This window comes from Fimbriimonadaceae bacterium (genome assembly GCA_019454125.1).
GTDB lineage: Bacteria > Armatimonadota > Fimbriimonadia > Fimbriimonadales > Fimbriimonadaceae > JALHNM01.
Genome location: CP075365.1, coordinates 2,052,079 through 2,070,917, shown reverse-complemented (window position 1 = coordinate 2,070,917; position 18,839 = coordinate 2,052,079). Strand labels below are relative to the sequence as shown.

Annotated in this window: 15 protein-coding genes; 4 read left to right on the top strand and 11 right to left on the bottom strand. The window is 64.5% G+C overall.

Going from position 1 to position 18,839, the window contains the following annotated elements; genetic code table 11:
* Window positions 1-18: 18 nt before the first annotated feature.
* Together KF733_10130 and KF733_10125 are read right to left on the bottom strand one after the other, a co-directional pair.
* Window positions 19-1,299, bottom strand: coding sequence for an MFS transporter (locus tag KF733_10130; protein ID QYK55361.1), 1,281 nt, complete (start codon window positions 1,297-1,299; stop codon window positions 19-21).
* Between the two features lie 10 nt (window positions 1,300-1,309).
* On the bottom strand, window positions 1,310-1,894 hold the full coding sequence (locus KF733_10125; protein QYK55360.1) for a DUF1287 domain-containing protein: 585 nt from the start codon (window positions 1,892-1,894) through the stop codon (window positions 1,310-1,312).
* Window positions 1,895-1,994: 100 nt separating this feature from the next.
* On the opposite strand from KF733_10125, the gene KF733_10120 reads away from it, so the two are divergent.
* Window positions 1,995-2,882, top strand: coding sequence for a sugar phosphate isomerase/epimerase (locus KF733_10120; protein ID QYK55359.1), 888 nt, complete (start codon window positions 1,995-1,997; stop codon window positions 2,880-2,882).
* A 147-nt stretch (window positions 2,883-3,029) separates the two neighbouring features.
* A complete protein-coding gene (locus KF733_10115) occupies window positions 3,030-3,719 on the top strand; it encodes a PEP-CTERM sorting domain-containing protein (protein ID QYK55358.1) in 690 nt (229 codons plus the stop codon).
* A gap of 382 nt (window positions 3,720-4,101) precedes the next feature.
* Here the strand turns inward: KF733_10115 and KF733_10110 are convergent, their stop codons facing one another.
* Together KF733_10110 and gyrA are read right to left on the bottom strand one after the other, a co-directional pair.
* Window positions 4,102-4,884: a hypothetical protein gene (locus tag KF733_10110; protein QYK55357.1), complete on the bottom strand. Its 783-nt coding sequence runs from the start codon at window positions 4,882-4,884 to the stop codon at window positions 4,102-4,104.
* A gap of 78 nt (window positions 4,885-4,962) precedes the next feature.
* Complete coding sequence (gyrA, locus tag KF733_10105; protein QYK55356.1) at window positions 4,963-7,434, bottom strand: DNA gyrase subunit A; 2,472 nt, start codon at window positions 7,432-7,434, stop codon at window positions 4,963-4,965.
* A gap of 137 nt (window positions 7,435-7,571) precedes the next feature.
* On the opposite strand from gyrA, the gene KF733_10100 reads away from it, so the two are divergent.
* Together KF733_10100 and KF733_10095 are read left to right on the top strand one after the other, a co-directional pair.
* The gene (locus KF733_10100) at window positions 7,572-8,243 is read left to right on the top strand and encodes an HAD hydrolase-like protein (protein QYK55355.1); all 672 of its coding nucleotides are present in this window, start codon (window positions 7,572-7,574) and stop codon (window positions 8,241-8,243) included.
* 20 nt (window positions 8,244-8,263) lie between these two features.
* Window positions 8,264-11,473: a PD40 domain-containing protein gene (locus KF733_10095; protein QYK55354.1), complete on the top strand. Its 3,210-nt coding sequence runs from the start codon at window positions 8,264-8,266 to the stop codon at window positions 11,471-11,473.
* A gap of 76 nt (window positions 11,474-11,549) precedes the next feature.
* Here the strand turns inward: KF733_10095 and KF733_10090 are convergent, their stop codons facing one another.
* The 7 genes from KF733_10090 to KF733_10060 all read right to left on the bottom strand — a co-directional run bounded on the left by KF733_10090 (window position 11,550) and on the right by KF733_10060 (window position 18,838).
* Window positions 11,550-12,074: a TlpA family protein disulfide reductase gene (locus KF733_10090; GenBank protein ID QYK55353.1), complete on the bottom strand. Its 525-nt coding sequence runs from the start codon at window positions 12,072-12,074 to the stop codon at window positions 11,550-11,552.
* Window positions 12,075-12,172: 98 nt separating this feature from the next.
* Entirely contained in the window at window positions 12,173-12,415 is a 243-nt protein-coding gene (locus tag KF733_10085; GenBank protein QYK55352.1) for a hypothetical protein, read from the bottom strand.
* Between the two features lie 86 nt (window positions 12,416-12,501).
* Window positions 12,502-15,681 (bottom strand): sodium/proton-translocating pyrophosphatase, encoded by a 3,180-nt coding sequence (locus KF733_10080; protein QYK55351.1) that lies wholly within the window; start codon window positions 15,679-15,681, stop codon window positions 12,502-12,504.
* A gap of 113 nt (window positions 15,682-15,794) precedes the next feature.
* Window positions 15,795-16,523: a hypothetical protein gene (locus KF733_10075; GenBank protein QYK55350.1), complete on the bottom strand. Its 729-nt coding sequence runs from the start codon at window positions 16,521-16,523 to the stop codon at window positions 15,795-15,797.
* A 72-nt stretch (window positions 16,524-16,595) separates the two neighbouring features.
* Window positions 16,596-17,405 carry a prepilin-type N-terminal cleavage/methylation domain-containing protein gene (locus KF733_10070; protein ID QYK55349.1) on the bottom strand — a complete coding sequence of 270 codons (810 nt, stop codon included), beginning with the start codon at window positions 17,403-17,405 and terminating at the stop codon, window positions 16,596-16,598.
* Between the two features lie 60 nt (window positions 17,406-17,465).
* Window positions 17,466-18,269 (bottom strand): hypothetical protein, encoded by an 804-nt coding sequence (locus KF733_10065; protein QYK55348.1) that lies wholly within the window; start codon window positions 18,267-18,269, stop codon window positions 17,466-17,468.
* Complete coding sequence (locus KF733_10060) at window positions 18,266-18,838, bottom strand: RNA polymerase sigma factor (GenBank protein ID QYK55347.1); 573 nt, start codon at window positions 18,836-18,838, stop codon at window positions 18,266-18,268. The genes KF733_10065 and KF733_10060 overlap by 4 nt, the downstream gene beginning before the upstream one ends.
* Window position 18,839: the final 1 nt, after the last annotated feature.

The following is an 18,839-nucleotide window of genomic DNA, read 5'->3' as shown; positions in this document are numbered from 1 at the left end:
GGCCCTACCCACCGACCGTCACGAACTGCCGCGAACCTTCTGGACTAGGAACGTCCCGACAAGGAACAGCAAACCCGCCAGCCAGATGGCGGAAACGTAGCCGACACCCATGTTCTGCTCGTTCAAATGCTGGATCACGGCGCCCGCGCCCCCCACCAAGATTTGGACGGCGGTCTGGCTGCTCGACCAGAGCCCCATTTGCCCCCCGGCCTCGTCTTTGTCCGGCACGATGTCCGCCGCCATCGCCCAGTCGACCGCGCCCCGCACCCCGCTGCCGACCCCTAGGACAATCGCCATGGCCCAGATCGCCGTATAGTCCCGCGCCAAGGCGAAGGGCACCGTCATGAGGGAGATCACCCAGCCGGAGATGTAGACCAGGCGCTTGCGGCCGACCGTGTCCGCCAGGCGCACGGCGATCAACGCGCCCACGCTCGCCCCGATCGAAAGGGTCAGCCCCAGAAGCTGCAGGCCCCTTCCCGCATCCCCCAGGTCGATGCCGAAGAGCCGGAACGAAGGGAACATGTCCTTCAAATAGTTGAGCATGTAGTTCGTCACCAGGAACGCGGCGGCCGAGGTGAGCAGGCGCGTGAACCACAGCCAACGGAAGTCGTGGTCGAACCAGGGGTCGATCCAGGCTCGGTGCCAGGGCGCCCGGGGCTTGTCCGGCGGGCGCTCCGCCGGGCGCAACCCGGAGATGGAGCGGATCGTCCAGGCCGCGCAAAGGACATTGACCACCGCGATCCCCACCAGGATGAGGTCCGGCCTTTGCAGGACGATCGCGGCGAGGGCCGTGGCGATCTCGGCGAGCCGCTGCAACAAGGTCATCACGGCGCTGGCGAAGCCACGCCGGTGCTCTGGCACGACTTCCGGCACCATTCCTCCATAGGGGCCCGTGCCGACGTCGTCCGCCACCTGAAGCAGCAGGTACGCCAAGGTCAGGGCGAAGATCGTGGTGGAAGAGCCGACCGCCCAGACGGCCAGCACGGTGAGCCCCGCGCCCGCCGCGATGAAGGGCTGCCGGTGGCCGAAGCGGGTGTTGATGCGGTCGCTGAGGGTGCCGAAGATGGCGGGGCCGAAGACGGCCCAGACAGCCCCTATCCCATAGACCATGCCCCATGCGGAGTTCTTGTCAGCGTCGCCGACGATCTTTGCGACGAGGTCCGGGAGGACGAACGTGAGAAGGATGAACCACTTGTAGCTGGTGGCGAACCAGTATGCGGCGAACCCGACGTTCCAACCCCAGGTGTCCTTATAGACTCCGGTCATTCGCTCTTCGGGCGGAACGGCCGGGGATCGCACGGTCGGAATGTTACCGGTCCGTCCGCAAGCTTGCCCGGTAGTGCCCGACGACCTGCCACGCGTAGAGGACGTCGTCCTCGCTCACGCGGCCGATGTTGTGGATGACGGCGAGGTTTCCCGACCGTCCTTTGTGCTCGCTCACGATCCCGATATGGTCGCGCCCGTTAGGCAGGACCCAGGCGACGATGTCGCCCGCCCGCCAGTCGCGGTCGTTTGCAAGCGCCTTCCCGTGACGTTTTAAGTAGACGACTTGGTTGGCTACCCGCCGATGGTCGATGTTCCGGTCGCGCCGGGTGCCGATGCGGGGATAGCGGTGCCGGGCCGCGTCCTCGTGGATGGCTTTCTGCAGGTCGAGCCCGGCATGGCGAAGGGCGCGGACGACGACGTCGGCGCAGGCCCCGCGGTCTTTCGGAACGTCGCCGCCCGGATACCGGATGGGCTGGTAGCTGGCGTCGTAGACGGCAGCGTCTTCGAGCTGGGCGACCGCCCCCAGGTAGACGGGGTCGGTGGAAGCCCCGGCCATTGGGCGTGGAGTGGGCGCCGCCGCCGGTTGACAGCCGACCGTCCACATCATCATCGCGGTCCTAGGGGCCACTGCATCCCTTCTTGAAACGGCCGGCGGTCTCGACGGTTGCGTGCGAGGGACCTCCGCAGGCACTTGGTGGCCGTGCCCCGCAGGTAGCCTAAACGGTCACATGAGCCGAGCCGACCACCAAGACATCCGCATCGGGACCCTGGTGCCCATGCGGGGGGCCGCGGACTATATACGTCAGGTGCTGCCCCACGGCTTCGAGACTTTCCAGCTCACACTGGGCAAGTCGCTGGACGGCATCGACCTAGAGCGGACGGCGCACGAGGTCCGCGGGGCTCTGGAAGGGAAGGCGGCGGTCTCGGCGCTCGGCTTCTATGGCAACCCCTTGCAGGACGAGGAGTGCCGCACGGGCTGGGAGGCGGTCATCAAGGCGGCGCCCCTGTTCGGGACGGACTGCGTGTGCGGCTTTGCCGGCGCCCTGGAAGACCGGCCGGTCGACCAATCCATCCCTCGGTTCAAGGAGGTCTTCGCCCCTCTCGCCCGCCTGGCAGAAGACAGCGGGGTGCGGATCGGTTTTGAGAACTGCCACATGGGCGGGGACTGGGAGCGGCCGAAATGGAACATCGCCCATGCGCCCCGGGCCTGGGAGATGATGTTCGACGCAGTGCCGTCGCCGGCGCTCGGGCTGGAGTGGGAGCCGTGCCACCAGATGGTGAGCCTGGTAGACCCTTTGACCCAGCTCAAAACGTGGGTGGGGAAAGTGGCCCACGTCCACGGGAAGGACGCGAACGTGGACTGGGACAAGATCCGTCGTGAGGGCACCCGGTGCGGCGAGTACACGGTCTGGCACCGGACGCCGGGCTTTGGCGACACCGACTGGACGCAGGTCTTCTCGATCCTGCGGCAAGCAGGATGGCGGGGCTCGATCGACATCGAGGGATGGCACGACCCCGTCTACCGCGGGGACTTGGAGATGACGGGCCAGGTGCATGCCCTGGCTTATTTGAAACGGTGCCGTGGGGGCGACTTCGTGCCCAATCCCAGGGTCTGAACCTGGGCGTGACAAGTATTACTGCTAGAGTTGTCTGATTCTGGCGCTAGACTCTTGACATACAGAGTCTCGCGCGTCACAATCCCCGTGATGTCGAATCTTCTGGTAATCAGAGGCTCGACAGTTCTTGCAGGAGAAGACTTTCCCATGAAAAAGGTAACCCTTATCGCTCTCGCCATGGTCGCCGTGGCCGCTAACGCTCAGACCTACACGATTGACGACGGCACTTCCGAGAACAGCATCGGCCTCACCGCCGGTGGCAACCTCGCCTGGGCCAACCAGTTCGACATTTCGGGTGGCAACAACGTGATCACCACGGTCGATATGACCTGGGGTTCGCCGAGCTTCCCGGGCTCCTCGGGAGTCACCGCCGGTCAGTCGTTCCGCTGGTTCGTCTGGACGCAGAACTCGGGCGGCACTCGCTGGGCGACCGGCCAGATCACCCTCGTCGGCCAGGGCGTCGGCACGGTTGCTGCTGGTTCGATCGACACTGACCGCTTCCAGAGCGTCGCCACCGGCGGCGTGAGCGTTGCTGGCGCTTTCAACAACCGCTTCTATGTCGGCGTGGCGATCAACCACAGCGCCGGCGGCTTCCCCGGCTCGCTCGACCAGAGCGGCCCGAACGGCAACGGCCTTCGCAGCTGGGTCGGTGGCAGCGGCACGGCTAACGGCTTCGACCCGAACAACGTCGGCGGCGGCATCGGTAGCTTCCGCATGGACGAAATCGGTCTGCCGGGCGCCTGGCTCGTCCGCGCCAACGCGGTTCCGGAGCCGACCACCATGGTCGCTCTCGGCGCTGGCGTCGCGGCCTTCGTTGCCCGCCGCCGCAAGAAGTAAGTCCAACCGGACTTCAGACCAACAGGGGGCCTCGGTCGAAAGACCGGGGTCCTCTTCTTTGCGCCCGGCCCTCGCCCGCCAGGCACCGGCACCTTCAACCCCAGAGTCCCCCTGTGGCCCGCCTGCTTGATGCGAGGGGGGCAATCGACGGCCGCAGGCGCCCAGGCTGCCGCCCGAATCACCTAAGCATCCCACTGCCCACCCCACGGCGCCTTGTGGCCCGCTTGGTGGGTGAGAGGGGGCGGCCCAGTCAGTCCCCCAACATCTTCCCGCCAGCCCACCGCGGGCCCTGCAACTGCTGTTCCGCCTGGGCATAAGAAAGCCCGCCCGCGCCTTTCGGCGTGGACGGGCTTCGCTGGGAGAGAGTTTTCGAGACGCCGGCCTAGGGCGCTTCCGGATCCAACATCGTCCCGCTCTCGGGGCCAGGGGTGGTGACCGGAGCATCGACCATGCCGACCGGCTGGACGTTAAAGTCACGGAAGACCAGGGCCGGGCAGACGTAGAGCAAGGGCATCGTGACCAAGACGCCGATGAAGCAGGCGCAGACCCCAAGGCCGGCCAGCAGCGAGATCACGAGGTAGAAGAGCATCGCCATCCAAACGTGCTTGATGAGGATGTTCCAGCTCTCCTTCAACGCGTCCATCGGGCCGTAGTTTCGCGTGAACATCAGCGGATAGGTGAACATCGTCATCCCCCCGATGAAGAAGCCAGGCAGATAACAACACTGCGAGCCGACCGAGACGCCGATCGCCATGATAACGCCCGCGACCATGATCTGGCCCAGCCGCTGGAAGCCCACAAAGGCGTCGTTCGTCTCCAGGCTCTGACCCGAGAGGAGCTTCAAGGTCATGTGGGTCATGCTCGCGTAGAAGGGCGAGGCAAGGGCGATCGCCAGGATGATGACCGGCAGCATCATGAACTGCAGCGTGAGCTGCCCCATCGTGCTCGCGGTCTGGTTGTCCGGGTTGGCCGAAGCCATGATCATCGGAAAGAGCGGGATGAATCCCACGCCATAGACCACAAGGCCGACGAGGAGCGCCATAAGGCTGGCCGTGGCGAAGGGCTGCCAATTCTTCAGGATCAAATCCCAGCCTTCTTTGATCGTGCCGAAGTTGATCTCTTGGATTGGAGCGCGAGGATAGTTCGAATACTGGCCCGGTTGCATAGTTGACCCTAATAGTTTCGGACGAAGCACCTGCTCCTATAGGAGCAGGGTAGGCCCGAGAACCATCAGGGTCGAACTTTACTCTTCGGTCTCTTCCGAGTCGTCGTCCTCGATGTCGTCGGCTTCGGGGGTGTCCACGAGCCGGGCGATCGAGGCGATGGAGTCGTTATCGGCCAAGTTGATCAGTTTCACGCCTTGGGCGACGCGCTTGACCAGCCGGATGTCGCGGACGCGGAGCCGGATGCCCTTGCCGTTGACGGTCAGGACCAGGAGCTTGTCGTCGTCCTCGACGACCTCCGCGCTCACGATCTTGCCCGTCTTCTCGGTGACGTTCATCGTAAGGATGCCCGTGCCGCCGCGGCCCTGCAGCCGGTAGTCGCTGATCGGCGTGCGCTTGCCATATCCGTGTTCGCCGACCACGAGGAGGGTGCAGGCGTCGTCCGCCAAGTCGGCTCCGACGACGCTGTCTCCCGTGCGGAGGTTGATGGCGCGGACGCCGCCCGCTGCCCTCGACCGGTCGCGCGCGGCCGTTTCCTTGAAGCGGATGGACATGCCCTCCCGGGTGACGATGATGATGTCGTCGTTGCCGGACGACTGAAGCACCCAGCCGAGCTCGTCGCCCTCTTCGATGTCGAAGGCGATGAGGCCGTTGCTGCGGAGGTTCTGGAAGCGCGAAAGGTTCGTCCGCTTCACTTCACCAAGTCGCGTGACCATGACCAAGTAGCCTTCTTCAGCCATGTTCTTCACGCGGACGGCGGCGGTGACCCGTTCTTCGCTATCGATGGCGATGTAGTTGATCACCGGCATCCCGCGGGCGTAGCGCCCCGATTCGGGGATGTCATAGGCGCGCAGCTTATAGGCCTTGCCCCGGTCGGTGAAGAAGAGGATCGTGTTGTGAGTGTTGACCTGGAAGAGGTGGGCTGGCTCGTCCTCGGCCTTCATCACGTTCTTCATCCCCTTTCCGCCCCGCTTCTGCTGGCGATAGGCGTCGAGCGAGATGCGCTTGATGTAACCGTCGCGGCTGATCGAGATGATCGCCTCTTCCTCGGGGATGAGGTCTTCCTCGTCGAAGTCGCCCGCCTCCCTCGCGATGATCTTGGTGCGCCGGTCGTCGCCGTGCTTGTCGCGCATGGCGACGATCTCGTCCGTCAGGACCTTGGTGAGGCGGACGGGGTCCGCAAGGATGTCCATGAGGTTCTGGGCACGGCGCAGCACGTCTTTGTACGCCTTCTCCAAGTCGGACTGCTCAAGCTGGGTCAGGCGACGGAGCGGCATCTCCAGCACGGCTTTGGCCTGGTAGGGCGACATGGCGAATTCGCGGACCAGCCGCACCAGAGCCTCGGTCGAATCGGCGGAGGCGCGAATCGTGCGGATAACGTCGTCCAGGAACCGCCGCGCGATCTGGTAACCCTCGTTGACGTGGACTTCGTCGAGGGCGCGGGAGAGCTCGTAGCGGGTCCTGCGGTCGATCACCTTGCGGCGGTGCCGGATGTACTCGTCGAGGATGGTGAGCAGCGGACTGACTCGCGGCGCCCCGTCGACCAGCGAGAGCATGATCGCGCCGAACGTGGTGCGAAGCGAGGTGTGCTTCAGCAGGTAGTTCAGCGCCTTGTTCGGGTTGACGTCACGGCGCAGCTCGATTTGAATGCGCATGCCGCGCTTGTCGCTATAGTCCTGGACGTCGGTGATGCCGTCGAACTTGCGGGCCTTGGCCAGGGCCGCGATGTTCGCGACAAGGTTCTTCTTGTTGACCTGGTAGGGAAGCTCGGTGACGACGATCGCGGACTTTCCGCTCTCGATCGGTTCGATCATCGTCTTGGCCTGCATGACGATGCTGCCGCGGCCGGATTCATAGGCGCTCCGGATTCCCTTGGTGCCCATGATGAGCCCGTAGGTCGGGAAGTCGGGGCCGGGCATGTGCTCCAGCACCGCGTCCAGGTCGCAATCCGGGTTCGCGATCCGGTGGAGGATGGCATTGGAGACCTCGGTGAGGTTGTGGGGAGGGAGCGAGGTGGCCATGCCGACCGCGATCCCTTGGCCGCCGTTGCACAGCAGGTTCGGGAACTTGGCGGGCAGGACGGTCGGCTCGTTCTTCTCCTGGAGGTAGGTCGGCACCCAGTCGATGGTGTCGCGATCCAGGTCCTCCAACATCTCCATCGCGATCGGCGTGAGGCGGCACTCCGTGTACCGCATCGCGGCCGGCGCGTCGCCGTCGATGCTGCCAAAGTTCCCTTGGCCTTCGACCAGCGGATAGCGCAAGGTGAAGGTCTGCGCCAGGCGGGCAAGCGTGGGATAAATGATCGCCTCGCCGTGCGGGTGGAAGTCGCCGCTCGTCGTACCGCAGACCTTCGCGCACTTCGTGGTCGCGTTCTGCGGCGTGAGGTTCAGCTCACGCATCGCGTAAAGGATGCGGCGCTGGACGGGCTTCAACCCGTCGCGGACGTCGGGCAACGCCCGGGCGATGATAACCGACATCGCGTAGTTGACATAGCTTTTTGCAAGCTCGTCTTCGATGTCGACAGAGAGGATCCGAGGTTCTTGGTCGGGCACGGCTTAGATATCCAGACGGGCGGCGGGGTCAGTCCGAACCGCCAGCGGGACTTGATAGGGTACCAGGTTCTACAGATTGCGAAAAAGGACGGGTAGTTCTTTGAAAATTCAAAACAGCGTGAGTAACATAAGACAATATGGCCATCCAGCTCGCGCTCTTCGACATCGCCGGCACGGCCCTTCGCGACGGTTCTAATGTCGTTGAGGCGGTCGCGGCCGCCATGGCCGAGAACGGCTATCCCAGAGACCCCGAGGCTTGCCGCCAACTCATGGGCCTTCCCAAGCCCCTGATGATCGCCGAGCTGCTCGGGGAGGACAGCGACCCGAACCTCGTGCGCCGCATCCACGACGATTTCGTCACGCGCATGGTGCGCTTCTACCACGTGGAGCCGGGTGTGTGCGAGGTCGAGGGTGCAAGCACGGTCTTCGAGCGGCTGCGGGGCGCTGGCGTCAAGGTCGCTTTGGACACCAGTCTGAGCCGGCCCGTCGCGGACGCCATGATCTATCGGACGGGGTGGGCGGATCGAATTGACGCGAGCGTCGCTTGCGATGAGGTTTCCCGGGGCCGGCCCCATACGAACATGATCTTCGAGGCCATGCGCCGGACTGGGGTAGAGATGCCCGGGCATGTGGCGAAGGTCGGAGACACGCCGAGCGACATCCAAGCGGGGCTCTCGGCCGGCTGCGGGCTGGTGGTCGGCGTCACCTACGGCATGCACAGCCGGGAAGAACTGCGCGGCACGGGCGTCGAACTCGCCGACTCCATCTCGGAAGCCTGCGACATGGTCCTTGCGGCCGTGACGGCCTAGGCACGGGCTAAACTTTCCGCGTGCGGCACCCAGCGCTGTTTGTCGTCGTCATCTCCCCGCTCCTCTCGCTTGCCCAAGTCGACCGGCCGTTCATGTTCACTCCGGACATCCACGGTGACCAGGTCGCGTTCCAGAGCGAAGGCGATATTTGGATCGGGGACCTTTCAACCGGAAGAGCCCACCGCCTGACGAGCGATCCTGGGATCGAGACCCATCCGCGCTTCAGCCCGGACGGCGCCATCATCGCTTTCCGCGCCCAGTACGATGGTGTCAACGACATCTATACGATCCCGGTGACGGGAGGTCCCGCCAAGCGCCTGACCTACGGCGCGCGGGTTTCGATCCCGGACGATTGGACCGCGGACGGGCGCGGCATCCTTTATAAGTCCGGCATCCTGCCGACCGTGAGCCCCGTCAGTTCGGTGCCGGCGGAGGGCGGCGCACCGACCCTGCTCCCGTTGGAGTTCGCCTCGCACGTGAGCCCCGCGCCGGCCGGCGACCGCATCGCCTTCACCCGCTTCTATCGCACCTACATGGCGTGGTTCCACTACCGCGGCGGCGTTCAAAACCAGATTTGGACCGGCGATCTATCGAAGAACACCTTCCGCCAGGTCACCGACCTTCCCGGCAACAACGAGTTCCCTTGCTGGCTGGGCGACCGCATCTACTTCGTGAACGAGACGAACGCCAAGTTCACGCTGATGTCGGTGGGCGCGGAGGGCGGCAAGCCGGTCGCCGTCGCCGGCCCATACGACATGGAGGTCCGGCAAGTGCAGGGGGACGGAAAGCGCCTGGTCTATGAGAAGGGCAGGGGGCTGGAGATGCTCGACCCTGCCACAAAGAAGGTCCGCGAGGTCGTTTTCCGGCTGGACTCGGACCTGCGGTACACGCGCCCATATCGAACCCCGGCAGAGAACCTCGCTACGGCCGCCAGAATCACGCCGACGGGGAAGCGCGTGCTCTGCGAGTCCCGTGGCCAGATCGTCTCGCTGCCGGCGGAGGATGGCGAGGCCCGGGTGTGGATGGCGAAGGACGGCGTTCGGCTCCGCAAGCCGAACATGTCGCCCGACGCGAAGTGGGTCGCTTTCGTCAGCGACGAGGGTGGCCAGCCCAACCTTTGGGTCGCAAAGTCAGACGGAACCGGCGCCCGACGGCTGACCACTGACCGCGACGGGCAAATCACCCAGTTCGACTGGTCGCCGGACTCCAAGTGGATCGTGCTGCAGGACAGTCGCGGCGAAATCCGCATGGTCGATGCGTCGAGCGGAACGGCCCGCGCGGTGGCGACGACTATGGAGCCCTGGAACGGGGTCGCCGTGAGTTTCTCTCCGGATAGTCGCTGGCTCGCCTACCACCTGCCGATGCTGGTGGCGGATATCACCCAGGTCTATCTCTATGAGGTGACCTCGGGGAAGACCACGTGCGTGAGCGATGGCTCCGCCAGTGACTTTGCCGCGAGCTTTAGTACGGACGGCAAGTACCTGGCCTTCCTGAGCACGCGGCAAATCTCGCTGGACTACGACCCCTGGCAGGGCATTCTCGCCGCGAGCCGGCCCACCATCGCGGTGCTCCTACCCCTGCAGGCCGACCAAGCCTCGCCCTTCGCCGCCGAAGACGAGGACGAGAAGCCGAAGGAGGACCCGAAGCCGGCCGCCAAGGACGAGCAAAAGGAAGAACCCAAGAAGGAGGAGGCCCCGTCCGGCCCCGTGACAAAGATCGACCTCGACGGCATCGCCGACCGCAAGGTCGAGCTGCCCGTCGCGGCGGGCAACTATAGCCAAATTGCCGTGGTCGGCGACCGCGTGCTGATGGCCGGGGACGGGCGCATCTCGTTCTACGACCTGAAGAACAAGAAGCAGGGGACAGTGACCAGCGGGGACGGGTTCCAGGTCTCTGCCGACGGCAAGAAGCTCCTGACGGGAAGCGGGCGCGTCTTCCGCGTGGTGGACGTCGGCGCGAACGACGCGCCGGGCGAATCGGGCCGGGTCTCCTTCGGCAACCTCACCCTTGCCGTGAACCCGCGCGCGGAGTGGGACCAGATCTATTGGGACGCCTGGCGGCTAAGCCGCGACTACTTCTACGTGGCGAACATGCACGGCGTGGACTGGGACGCGATCGGGAAGAAATATGCCGCGTTCTTGCCCTCCGTCCGCCACCGCACCGAACTCGACGAGCTGATCCGTTGGATGCAGTCGGAGCTGGGTTCCAGCCACCAATACCGGTCGCCGGGCGACGTGCAGTCTGATAAGCGCATGAAGCAGAACGGCTATCTTGGTGCGGACCTGGAACCGGACGCCAGCGGCTACTACCGCATCAAGCAGCTGGTGCGCGGCGACGGCTTCCGGACCGAGGAGCGGTCACCCCTGCTGGCGCCGGGCCTGGGCGTGAAGGAGGGTATGTACCTGATCGAGGTCGCGGGAATGCCGGCGAAAGTCGGCAGCGATTTCCTTTCCGGCCTTGTGGGCCGCGCGGGCCAGACGGTCTCGATCAAGGTGAACGACCGCCCGGCCGCCGAGGGTGCCAAGGAGGTCAAGGTGAAGCCGGTGGGGAGCGAGGACCGCATGCGGTACCTCGACTGGGTCCGGAAGAACCGCGAGTACGTGGCGAAGGCGTCGGGAGGACGCATCGGCTACCTGCACCTATCCGCCATGGGCAACGAAGACATGGCCGACTTCCTGAAGCAGTACGCGCCCGCCCGGGAGAAGGACGGTCTGATCGTCGACACGCGCTATAACGACGGCGGCTGGGTGCAGGACTTCATCAACCGGACCCTTTCGCTGAAGCTGACCGGGTTTTTCAACCAGCGCAACAACCCGCGCGGGTTCACGCGCCAGGGCAATTACTTCCCCGGCTCCATCGCCTGCCTTCAGAACGAGTTCAACATCTCGTGTGGCGAAGAATTCCCGCACCGCTTCCGCGACCTGAAGACCGGCCCTGTGATCGGGCGTCGGACAATGGGCGGGGAAGTCGGTAGCTCGCCCGGCTGGCCCTTGGTCGACGGGGGCGCGATCAGCGTGCCGAACTACGGCATGTACACGCTGAAAGAGGGCTGGGTGATCGAGGGGCCGGGTGTCGAGCCGGACATCGACGTCCCGAGCGACCCGAACCTCTTCGTCAAAGGCATCGACCCGCAGATCGATGCGGCCGTAAAGTGGCTGCTCGAAGACATGAAGAAGAACCCGCCGCGCCGGCCCCTGGCCCCGGCCGACCCCGTGATCAAGCGCAAGTAACGGGCGCTTGGCGCAAGAAAGCCCCTCCCGCGGTGCCGTGGGAGGGGCTTTTTCTTTCTTGGTTCGAGGGTGTGGGTTACTTACCGGCGACCATGTCGGCGACCAGCGCCTTCATCTCGGCCTTCAGGCTGTCGGCGAAGCCAACGTAGACCTTGCGGACCTTGCCCGTCTTATCGACGAACATGATGGTCGGCACGCCGGTCACGCCCCACTTCTGCATCAAAGCGTCGTTGGAGTGGGTCATCACGTAGCCCAGCTTGTGCTCCTTGGCATAGCTGCTGGCCGGGCCTGCGCCCTTGGTGTCCTCAAGGCCGTTGGCCCCGACGACGACCAGGCCCTTGGAGCCGAATTCGCTGTAGAGGCTCTGCATGAACGGGGTGGCCTTCTTGCAGGGGCCGCACCAGGTGGCCCAGAAGTCGAGCACGTACGGCTTACCCTTCAGCGAGTTGCTGGAGACGGTCTTGCCGTCAATGGTGGTCATGGTGAAGGCAGGGATGGCCTTTCCTTGCAGCTCCTTGACGTCATTGGCGCCTGCCTGGGCGGCAAAACTGAGGGCGGCGATCCCCAAGAGAACGGCGGCGGATTTAGTGAGAAGAGTCATGGTCAGTCCCTTAGCAGGTTATAAGCGTTAACGGGTGAACTCCGGTATGCGGTTCCTCGGGTGGCGGGCCGTCTGCCCTTTTGGCCCAGGACGCCGCTTCAGGTTCGGAAGGCGCAATCGATGACGACGTCGCGGACCAGCCCCTTCTGGCGCATGGACTTCGCCACCATTTCGAGCGCGGCCTTGACGTCCGGGTTCCCGCCCTTGATGGGCTTCACAACGCCTCGGATGTAGGCCACGCCGTGCATCACGCGGACGTCGGCCTGGGTGGTGTCCACGAACCGCCGTCCGAGTTCGCTCCGTAGCGCTTTCGTCGCCTGGACATCTTGTGGATCGGCCATAGCGCATTGTAGCCCTCCCGGACAAAAGAAGAGAGCCCGGAGGGTTGGCCTCCGGGCTCTCGATCCGCTTTACCAGCGGACTGGCTTTAAGCGCTGGGGGGCGTGGAGCTCTCGATCGCGGCCATCTCGCTGCCCAGCGAACTCCGCTTGGACATCGCGAACGCGATGACCAGGAAGATCGCGGAGACGACGGTGATCACGATGAGCACCTCTTGCTTGAGCGGCGCGATGATCGCCGGCACGAGGAGCAGCGCGATCAAGTTCATGACCTTGATCAGCGGGTTGAGGGCAGGGCCCGCGGTGTCCTTGAACGGGTCGCCGACCGTGTCGCAGACGACGCCGGCCTTGTGGGCTTCCGTCCCTTTGCCCCCGTGGAGGCCGTCCTCGATGAGCTTCTTCGCGTTGTCCCAGATACCGCCAGAGTTGGCGAGCATCACGGCCAGGAGCTGGCCGCTGAGGATGGTGCCGGCGAGGAAGCCGCCGAGCGCCTGGGCGCCGGTCAGGTTATAGAGCTGGCCTCCGATTTCGGTCGGGGCCTTCCCGATCGAGAAGCCGAAGGCGACCATGACGGGCAGGGCGATCGCGAGGATGCCTGGGCCGAGAAGCTCCTTCTGCGCCGCGGAGGTGACGATCGCCACGCACCGTGCGTAGTCCGGCTTCGACGTCCCGGCCATGATGCCCGGATCGCTTCGGAACTGCCTGCGCACCTCGTTGATCAGCTGGAAGGCCGCTCGGCCGACCGCGTTGATCGAGAAGGCGGCGAACAGGTAGGGGGCGGCGCCGCCGATGAGGAGCCCAAGGAAGATCTCGGGCACGTCCAGGCGCATGCCGATGCCGTTGAGCATGGCGGATTCGACGAAGGCGTGGAACAGCGCGACCGCCGCGACGACCGCAGTGGCGATCGCGAAGCCCTTGGTGAGAGCCTTGGTCGTGTTGCCCGCCGCATCCAGCCGCTGGATGCCCTTGCTGGCGGTCGGGTTGTCCGCTCCGGCGCCCGACATCTCGAACACGCCCTGGGCGTTGTCGCTGATGGGGCCGAAGGTGTCCATCGCCAGGATGTAGCCGGTCGTCGTCAGGAGGCCGAGGCCGACCAACGCGATGCCGTAGAACGACAGGATGTAGCTGCCGTACTCGCTGGCGGGGAAGATGAGAAGCGGGGCGATGAGACACGCGACGATCGCGAAGAGGCTCATCACGGCCGATTCCTTTCCGAGGGCGATGCCCTGGATGATCATCGGGGCGGGGCCGGCGGTGGCGACCGCAGCAACTTCGCGCACCGGCTTCTTGTGGAGCGAGACGTAGTAGTCGGTCAGGCGCTCAAAGAGGAACGCCATGATGATCCCGAAGAAGACGCAGCCGAAGAACTTGAAGTACGGCACGGGCACCTCTCGGACCCCGACGACCTCGGCCGTCTGCATCTGGGGCATCGGCACCTGGGTCTGCGGGCTCGCCTTCTGCTTTTCCTGCAGCTCCTTGATCTTGGCGACCGGGGCTTCGTAGTAGGTGATCGGAGGGCCGGCGACCTTGTGGATCGGCACCTCGCTCTTGTTGTCGACGATGCCGACGACAAGCTTGCCCGTCCGGGTCGTCATGTACTTGATCGGGAAGTCGCCCTCGACCTTGATCTTCTGCCCTTGGTCCTGCGCCTGCTTGACCAGCTTGTCGAAGTCGTCCTTGCGGGTGGGGCCGTAGTAGAAGGTCTGGGTCTGCTTCTCGGGCTTGGCGTCGCTGCCCGGCGCAGCCGGGACGTCGAACTCGACCGAGAGCTTGTAGTACCGCATGTCGCCCTTCGAAAGGCGGTCGGCGAGCGACATCGTCGTCGGCTCCGGCGGTGCTTGGGCCGGGTTGTCCGGCCGCTGCTGCTCGGTGGTGGCGTAGGTCAGGAGCGGGCGCTTGGTGTCCGACCAGTCGACAGGCGAAAAGCCCTCGGTCGGCTCGGGCGCCTTGATCTGGTCTTCAGGCGTGAAGAGCGCTCGAGAGACCGCCTGCTGGAGCTCGGCCTTGACGGGGAAGAGTTCTTGCGCGCGCTTGTCGTTCTCGATGTCCGCGGCGGTGACTTCGTAGAGCGGCACGTTCTTGCTGACGGCCAGCTCCTTTTGAATGTCCTTGATGCGGGAAATCTCGTCGAACTCCTTCTGGGCCCGGGTGGTCACCAGGTTGGTGACGACCGGCCCGCCGACGCTCGGGACGCCGCCCAGCATCATGTAGGCCAGGCCGAATGTGAGGACGGCTGCGAGGAGCGCCGAACCCTGGAAACCGAAGGTGATCGGCTTCAGCGGGTCGGTGTCTACGTTGTCGCTGCCCTTCACCATCAGAACCCCGACGATCGAAGCGATGATGCCGACGCCGCGCGCCATGAGGGCGAAAAGGACGAGCCGCATCCACGTCTCGGTGTCGAAGAGGACGGCCGTGGCGGCGCCCAGGACGATCGCGGAAACGAGGGTGACTTCGTAAGACTCGAAGACGTCGGCCGCCATGCCGGCGCAGTCGCCGACGTTATCGCCGACGTTGTCGGCGATGACGGCCGGGTTTCGCGGGTCGTCCTCGGGGATGCCCGCCTCGACCTTACCGACCAGGTCGGCGCCGACGTCGGCCGCTTTGGTATAGATACCGCCGCCGACGCGCATGAAAAGGGCGGCCAAGGAGCCGCCGAAACCGAAGCCGATGAGGTACTTCATCGCGTCGCTCTGGCCGAGCCAGAGGATCAGCGTGGCGCCGATCAAGCCCATGCCGACCGTCATGAGGCCGGCGACGGCGCCAGCGCGGAACGCGACTTCAAGGCTCCGTTTGTTGCTCGTGAGGGCGGCGGCGGCGGCCCGCATGTTCGCGCGGACGGCCATGTCCATGCCGACGAAGCCCGCGACGTAAGAGGCCAAGACGCCGAGGACGAAACACACGGCGACGAAGGTGGCGACCGTCGCGCCGTAGTCGCCTTGGTAAAGCGCGTATAGCCCGATCGCGAGGACGACGATGAACACGACCATAAGTCGGAACTGTTGTCCAAGGTAGGCGAGGGCCCCCTCGTGGATCGCTTTGCCGACTTCCTGCATCTTTTCATTGCCCGGCGATTGGGCAATGACATGCGAGCGGAAGGCTAAGGCGGCGATGATCGAAATGATGCCGATGACCAGCGAGACGATCAGGTAAATCTGGTCTTGCGGGCGAAAACTCAGGCGGACGTTAGCTTCTGAGGCCAGTGCGGCGACCGGTGCGAGGAGCATGGCTCCCCCCAAAAGGCGTCTCGGGAGTCGTGCGAGCGTTGGCATGTTTGCTGTCCTTGGCAAGGCTTCTCCAAAAAGGCTCATCGCGGCTGGGGAAAAGCTCCGGCAACCGCGAGCGCATAAGATACCCTAGGACGACCTTTCGCGAAGGTCGGGACTTAAACTTGCTGGGAAACGCGGTATTCGGCCAAGCCGTGGTGCATGTCGATTTGGGCCTTTAGCATCTCCGCCTTTCGCCGGGGGATCCCACTCAGCAGCAAGACGGGAGTGTCCTCCAACAACTGCTTGACTTGGTTCCGGTTCAGCGCCAGCATCTTCTGAAGGCAGGAGATGAGTTCTTCATCCTTGTTGCCGGGTTCCGCGAGCAAGAGGTCGTAGGGGCGCTCGTCGTCATGGACCGTGTAGGACTCGAACGCGGCGCGAGACTTTGTGGACGTCCCGTCCGCGAGCGCGATCGGGACTTCGCGGTTGCACTCTTCGCAGATAAGCCCTGTGCTCTTGTCGCTGTAATAGTTCAGATGGTTGCAGAAGCCGCAACGGACCTGGTGGATGGCCACGACCTGGCCCCCTACGATCGGGATGCTCCGGTGGCACCCCTCGCAGCGCACGTCCCCTTCGGGCACCTCTTGGAACTCGTTCTTCGTGTGGCAGAACGGGCACTCGACGACATGGCCGCGCACCTTGCGCATGGTCATGAGTTGGACGGCGCCGTAAACCGTCGCCACGAACCCGATCACGAGGAGCACATAGCCCAGGGCGGTGAACTCCCGCCCGTAGGAAATCAGGACTGCGCCCAAAATGTCCAGCACGATCCCGGGGACAAGGGCGAGAAGCGCTTTCTGCGCATGCTCTTCGCGGATGTTAGAGACTCGTTCCGGTGTCGTCATCGGCCACCTGAGGGCAGGATTTAAGTCCTACCCTCAGTATAGCGACGTGTTTGACCGTCTTGGCGATTCTTCTTACCGGAATCGCCAAATAACGTTGCCGAACGTGTTCATCGCATTCGCGCTCATGACCTTGGCATGGCCGTCGGCGAAGATGACCGGGGTGACGCCGCCGTTCTGCCTGTCCGCGCGATAGCGGGCGAAGATCGGCTTAAGGGCGCCCGCCGCGAGGTCGGGCGAGTTCGGGTAGTTCTTGTCGCCGCGCTGGGTGACGAGATCCCGGTCGCTGATGAGGGGCAGTCCGTACTTATATTCGCCGCCGGGGTCGTTCTGGCCGTTGTACGGGTTGAAAACGTAACCGCGGTGCTTGGTCGTGTTGTTGCCGATCGGCGCGCCGGGGGTCGTCGCGAAGAGACCGGTCTTGGAGACTTCCTCCGCAACGCTGAAGCTGGCCGAGCCAGGGAAGCCTTCGCAACCGACAGTGGCCGCGTTAGGGGTGCAGGGGGCGGTCTGGTCGACGCCGGTCGCGTCGCTGTAGCCCACCGTCTGCTGCCGTCGGGTAGCCCAGTTCTTGGCGGCCGCGCCGTTGCTGGCGACCGCGACGAAAAGGTCTTGGTTCTTCACGTACGACTCCAGCCCCTCGGTCCAGATGATCGGGTCGCCGACCATGCCGACCCATCGGTTGGAGGCGGGGACGAAGTTGTCGTCGTAGTCGCTGGCGTACATCATCACGCTCAGGGAGAGCTGACGCTGCTGCGAAAGCTGTTGCGAGATCTTGGCCGACTCCTTCGCTTGCGAGAAGACAGGGAAGAGGATCGCGGCCAGGATCGCGATGATCGCGATGACCACGAGAAGCTCGATAAGGGTGAAAGCAGCTCTTTTCATGGAAGATCCTGAGGAATTCGCAGTTTGACGCACGAAGCGTGCCAGATCGTTTGCGTGGTCCTAGTCCCTTATACGGGGTTCCGAGCCCAGTGAGCCCGGTTCTGGATCCACCAGGGTCGGGCTTTGGTCCACCTCTCGGGCCGGGACGATCAGGACCGTTCGGTCGTCCTGCGGCAAAGCCGTAAAAGCAAACTGCTCACCAAGCTCGTCAAGCACGTTCTGGGCGGGGATGCCGCTATAGTGCACGTCGACGACCTGGTCCTGGAAGAGGGGGGCGACTTCGATGTTCAGGCCGGACTGGCAGGCGATCGAGGAGATCACGCTGGTGAGCTTCGCGGTGTCGAACTCCAGCGTGACCGGCCTTTGCAGGGGCGGTGCCAATGAGCCGGTCGTTCCCGACGGCAGGCCCGGACCGGGCCCGCTTCCGGAGCCCGCCCCGTTGGGGTCGCCGTGCCCGCTGTCGCCGCCCTTCTGCTTCTCCTTGCTGAACTTGCGCTTCTGGCGGACCAAGGCTTCCTGCTCCTTCGTCAGGCTCTTGTCGCGCTGGTCGTAGAGGCTCGGCTCGGAGGGCTCCTGTCTCAAGAAGATAATCGAGGCGATGATCAGCATCGCCAGCGAAACGACCGCCGCCACCAGCGCCCACCTCGGCACCGAGGGCTTCCTCACGACCTGGAGGCTCGGTACGAAGACTCCGGCCACGGCCGCCGGCCTCGAGTCGCGGATCAGCCGGCCCATCGCGATCCGGGCTTCCACCTCGTCGGCGAGTTCCGGGTAGCGCAGCTTGAACTCGTTGATCACGGCCGCGTCGCCAGAGTCCACGACGCGCCAGATCATCTCGCTCACCTCCGGCAGAAGCGCTTTCATTGCCCCTCTCCTCTATATAGCTCGCGGAATCGCTCACGCGCCCGGAAGAGCCGCGTCTTGGCCGCGTTAGGAGAGCACTCAAGGACTTCCGCGATTTCCTGCAAAGAGAGGTCCTCCCAGTAAAAAAACGTGAGGACGGCGCGGTCGGCGGGGCTCATTGCGTTCAGGCAGGCGTCCACCTTGGGGTCCGGGTCGACGCCGTGCCGCTCCACAGGTGGGGCCGCAAGGGAGAGCGCCGCGTCCAGCGGCTGGGCTTTGCGCCGGTACTTCAAGCGCCGGGCCTCCTGGACCGCCCGGTTCAAAGCGATTCTGAAGAGCCAGGTGGAAAAGCGGGCTCTCTGGTCGAATTTGTGCAAGTTTCGATAGACTAACGTAAATGTTTCCTGTGCCGCGTCGTGGGCGTCGTCGGTGTCCAGGAGAACACCGCGACAGACAGCGAACACCCGGTTGAAGTGCCGCTCGTAGAGCCTTTGGAACGCTCTGCCTTCGCCCTTGGCCGCCTGCTCGACCAAGCGGGCGTCTTCGTCAAAGTGCGGAGTTTCCAATGGTTCGTACAGGGAGCACACCACC

Coding starts and splice junctions, on each gene's coding strand:
- KF733_10075 (QYK55350.1), bottom strand. CDS start 16,523: ATGACGACACCGGAACGAGTCTCTAACATCCGCGAAGAGCATGCGCAG.
- KF733_10110 (QYK55357.1), bottom strand. CDS start 4,884: ATGCAACCGGGCCAGTATTCGAACTATCCTCGCGCTCCAATCCAAGAG.
- KF733_10080 (QYK55351.1), bottom strand. CDS start 15,681: ATGCCAACGCTCGCACGACTCCCGAGACGCCTTTTGGGGGGAGCCATG.
- KF733_10070 (QYK55349.1), bottom strand. CDS start 17,405: ATGAAAAGAGCTGCTTTCACCCTTATCGAGCTTCTCGTGGTCATCGCG.
- KF733_10085 (QYK55352.1), bottom strand. CDS start 12,415: ATGGCCGATCCACAAGATGTCCAGGCGACGAAAGCGCTACGGAGCGAA.
- KF733_10120 (QYK55359.1), top strand. CDS start 1,995: ATGAGCCGAGCCGACCACCAAGACATCCGCATCGGGACCCTGGTGCCC.
- KF733_10065 (QYK55348.1), bottom strand. CDS start 18,269: ATGAAAGCGCTTCTGCCGGAGGTGAGCGAGATGATCTGGCGCGTCGTG.
- KF733_10100 (QYK55355.1), top strand. CDS start 7,572: ATGGCCATCCAGCTCGCGCTCTTCGACATCGCCGGCACGGCCCTTCGC.
- KF733_10090 (QYK55353.1), bottom strand. CDS start 12,074: ATGACTCTTCTCACTAAATCCGCCGCCGTTCTCTTGGGGATCGCCGCC.
- KF733_10115 (QYK55358.1), top strand. CDS start 3,030: ATGAAAAAGGTAACCCTTATCGCTCTCGCCATGGTCGCCGTGGCCGCT.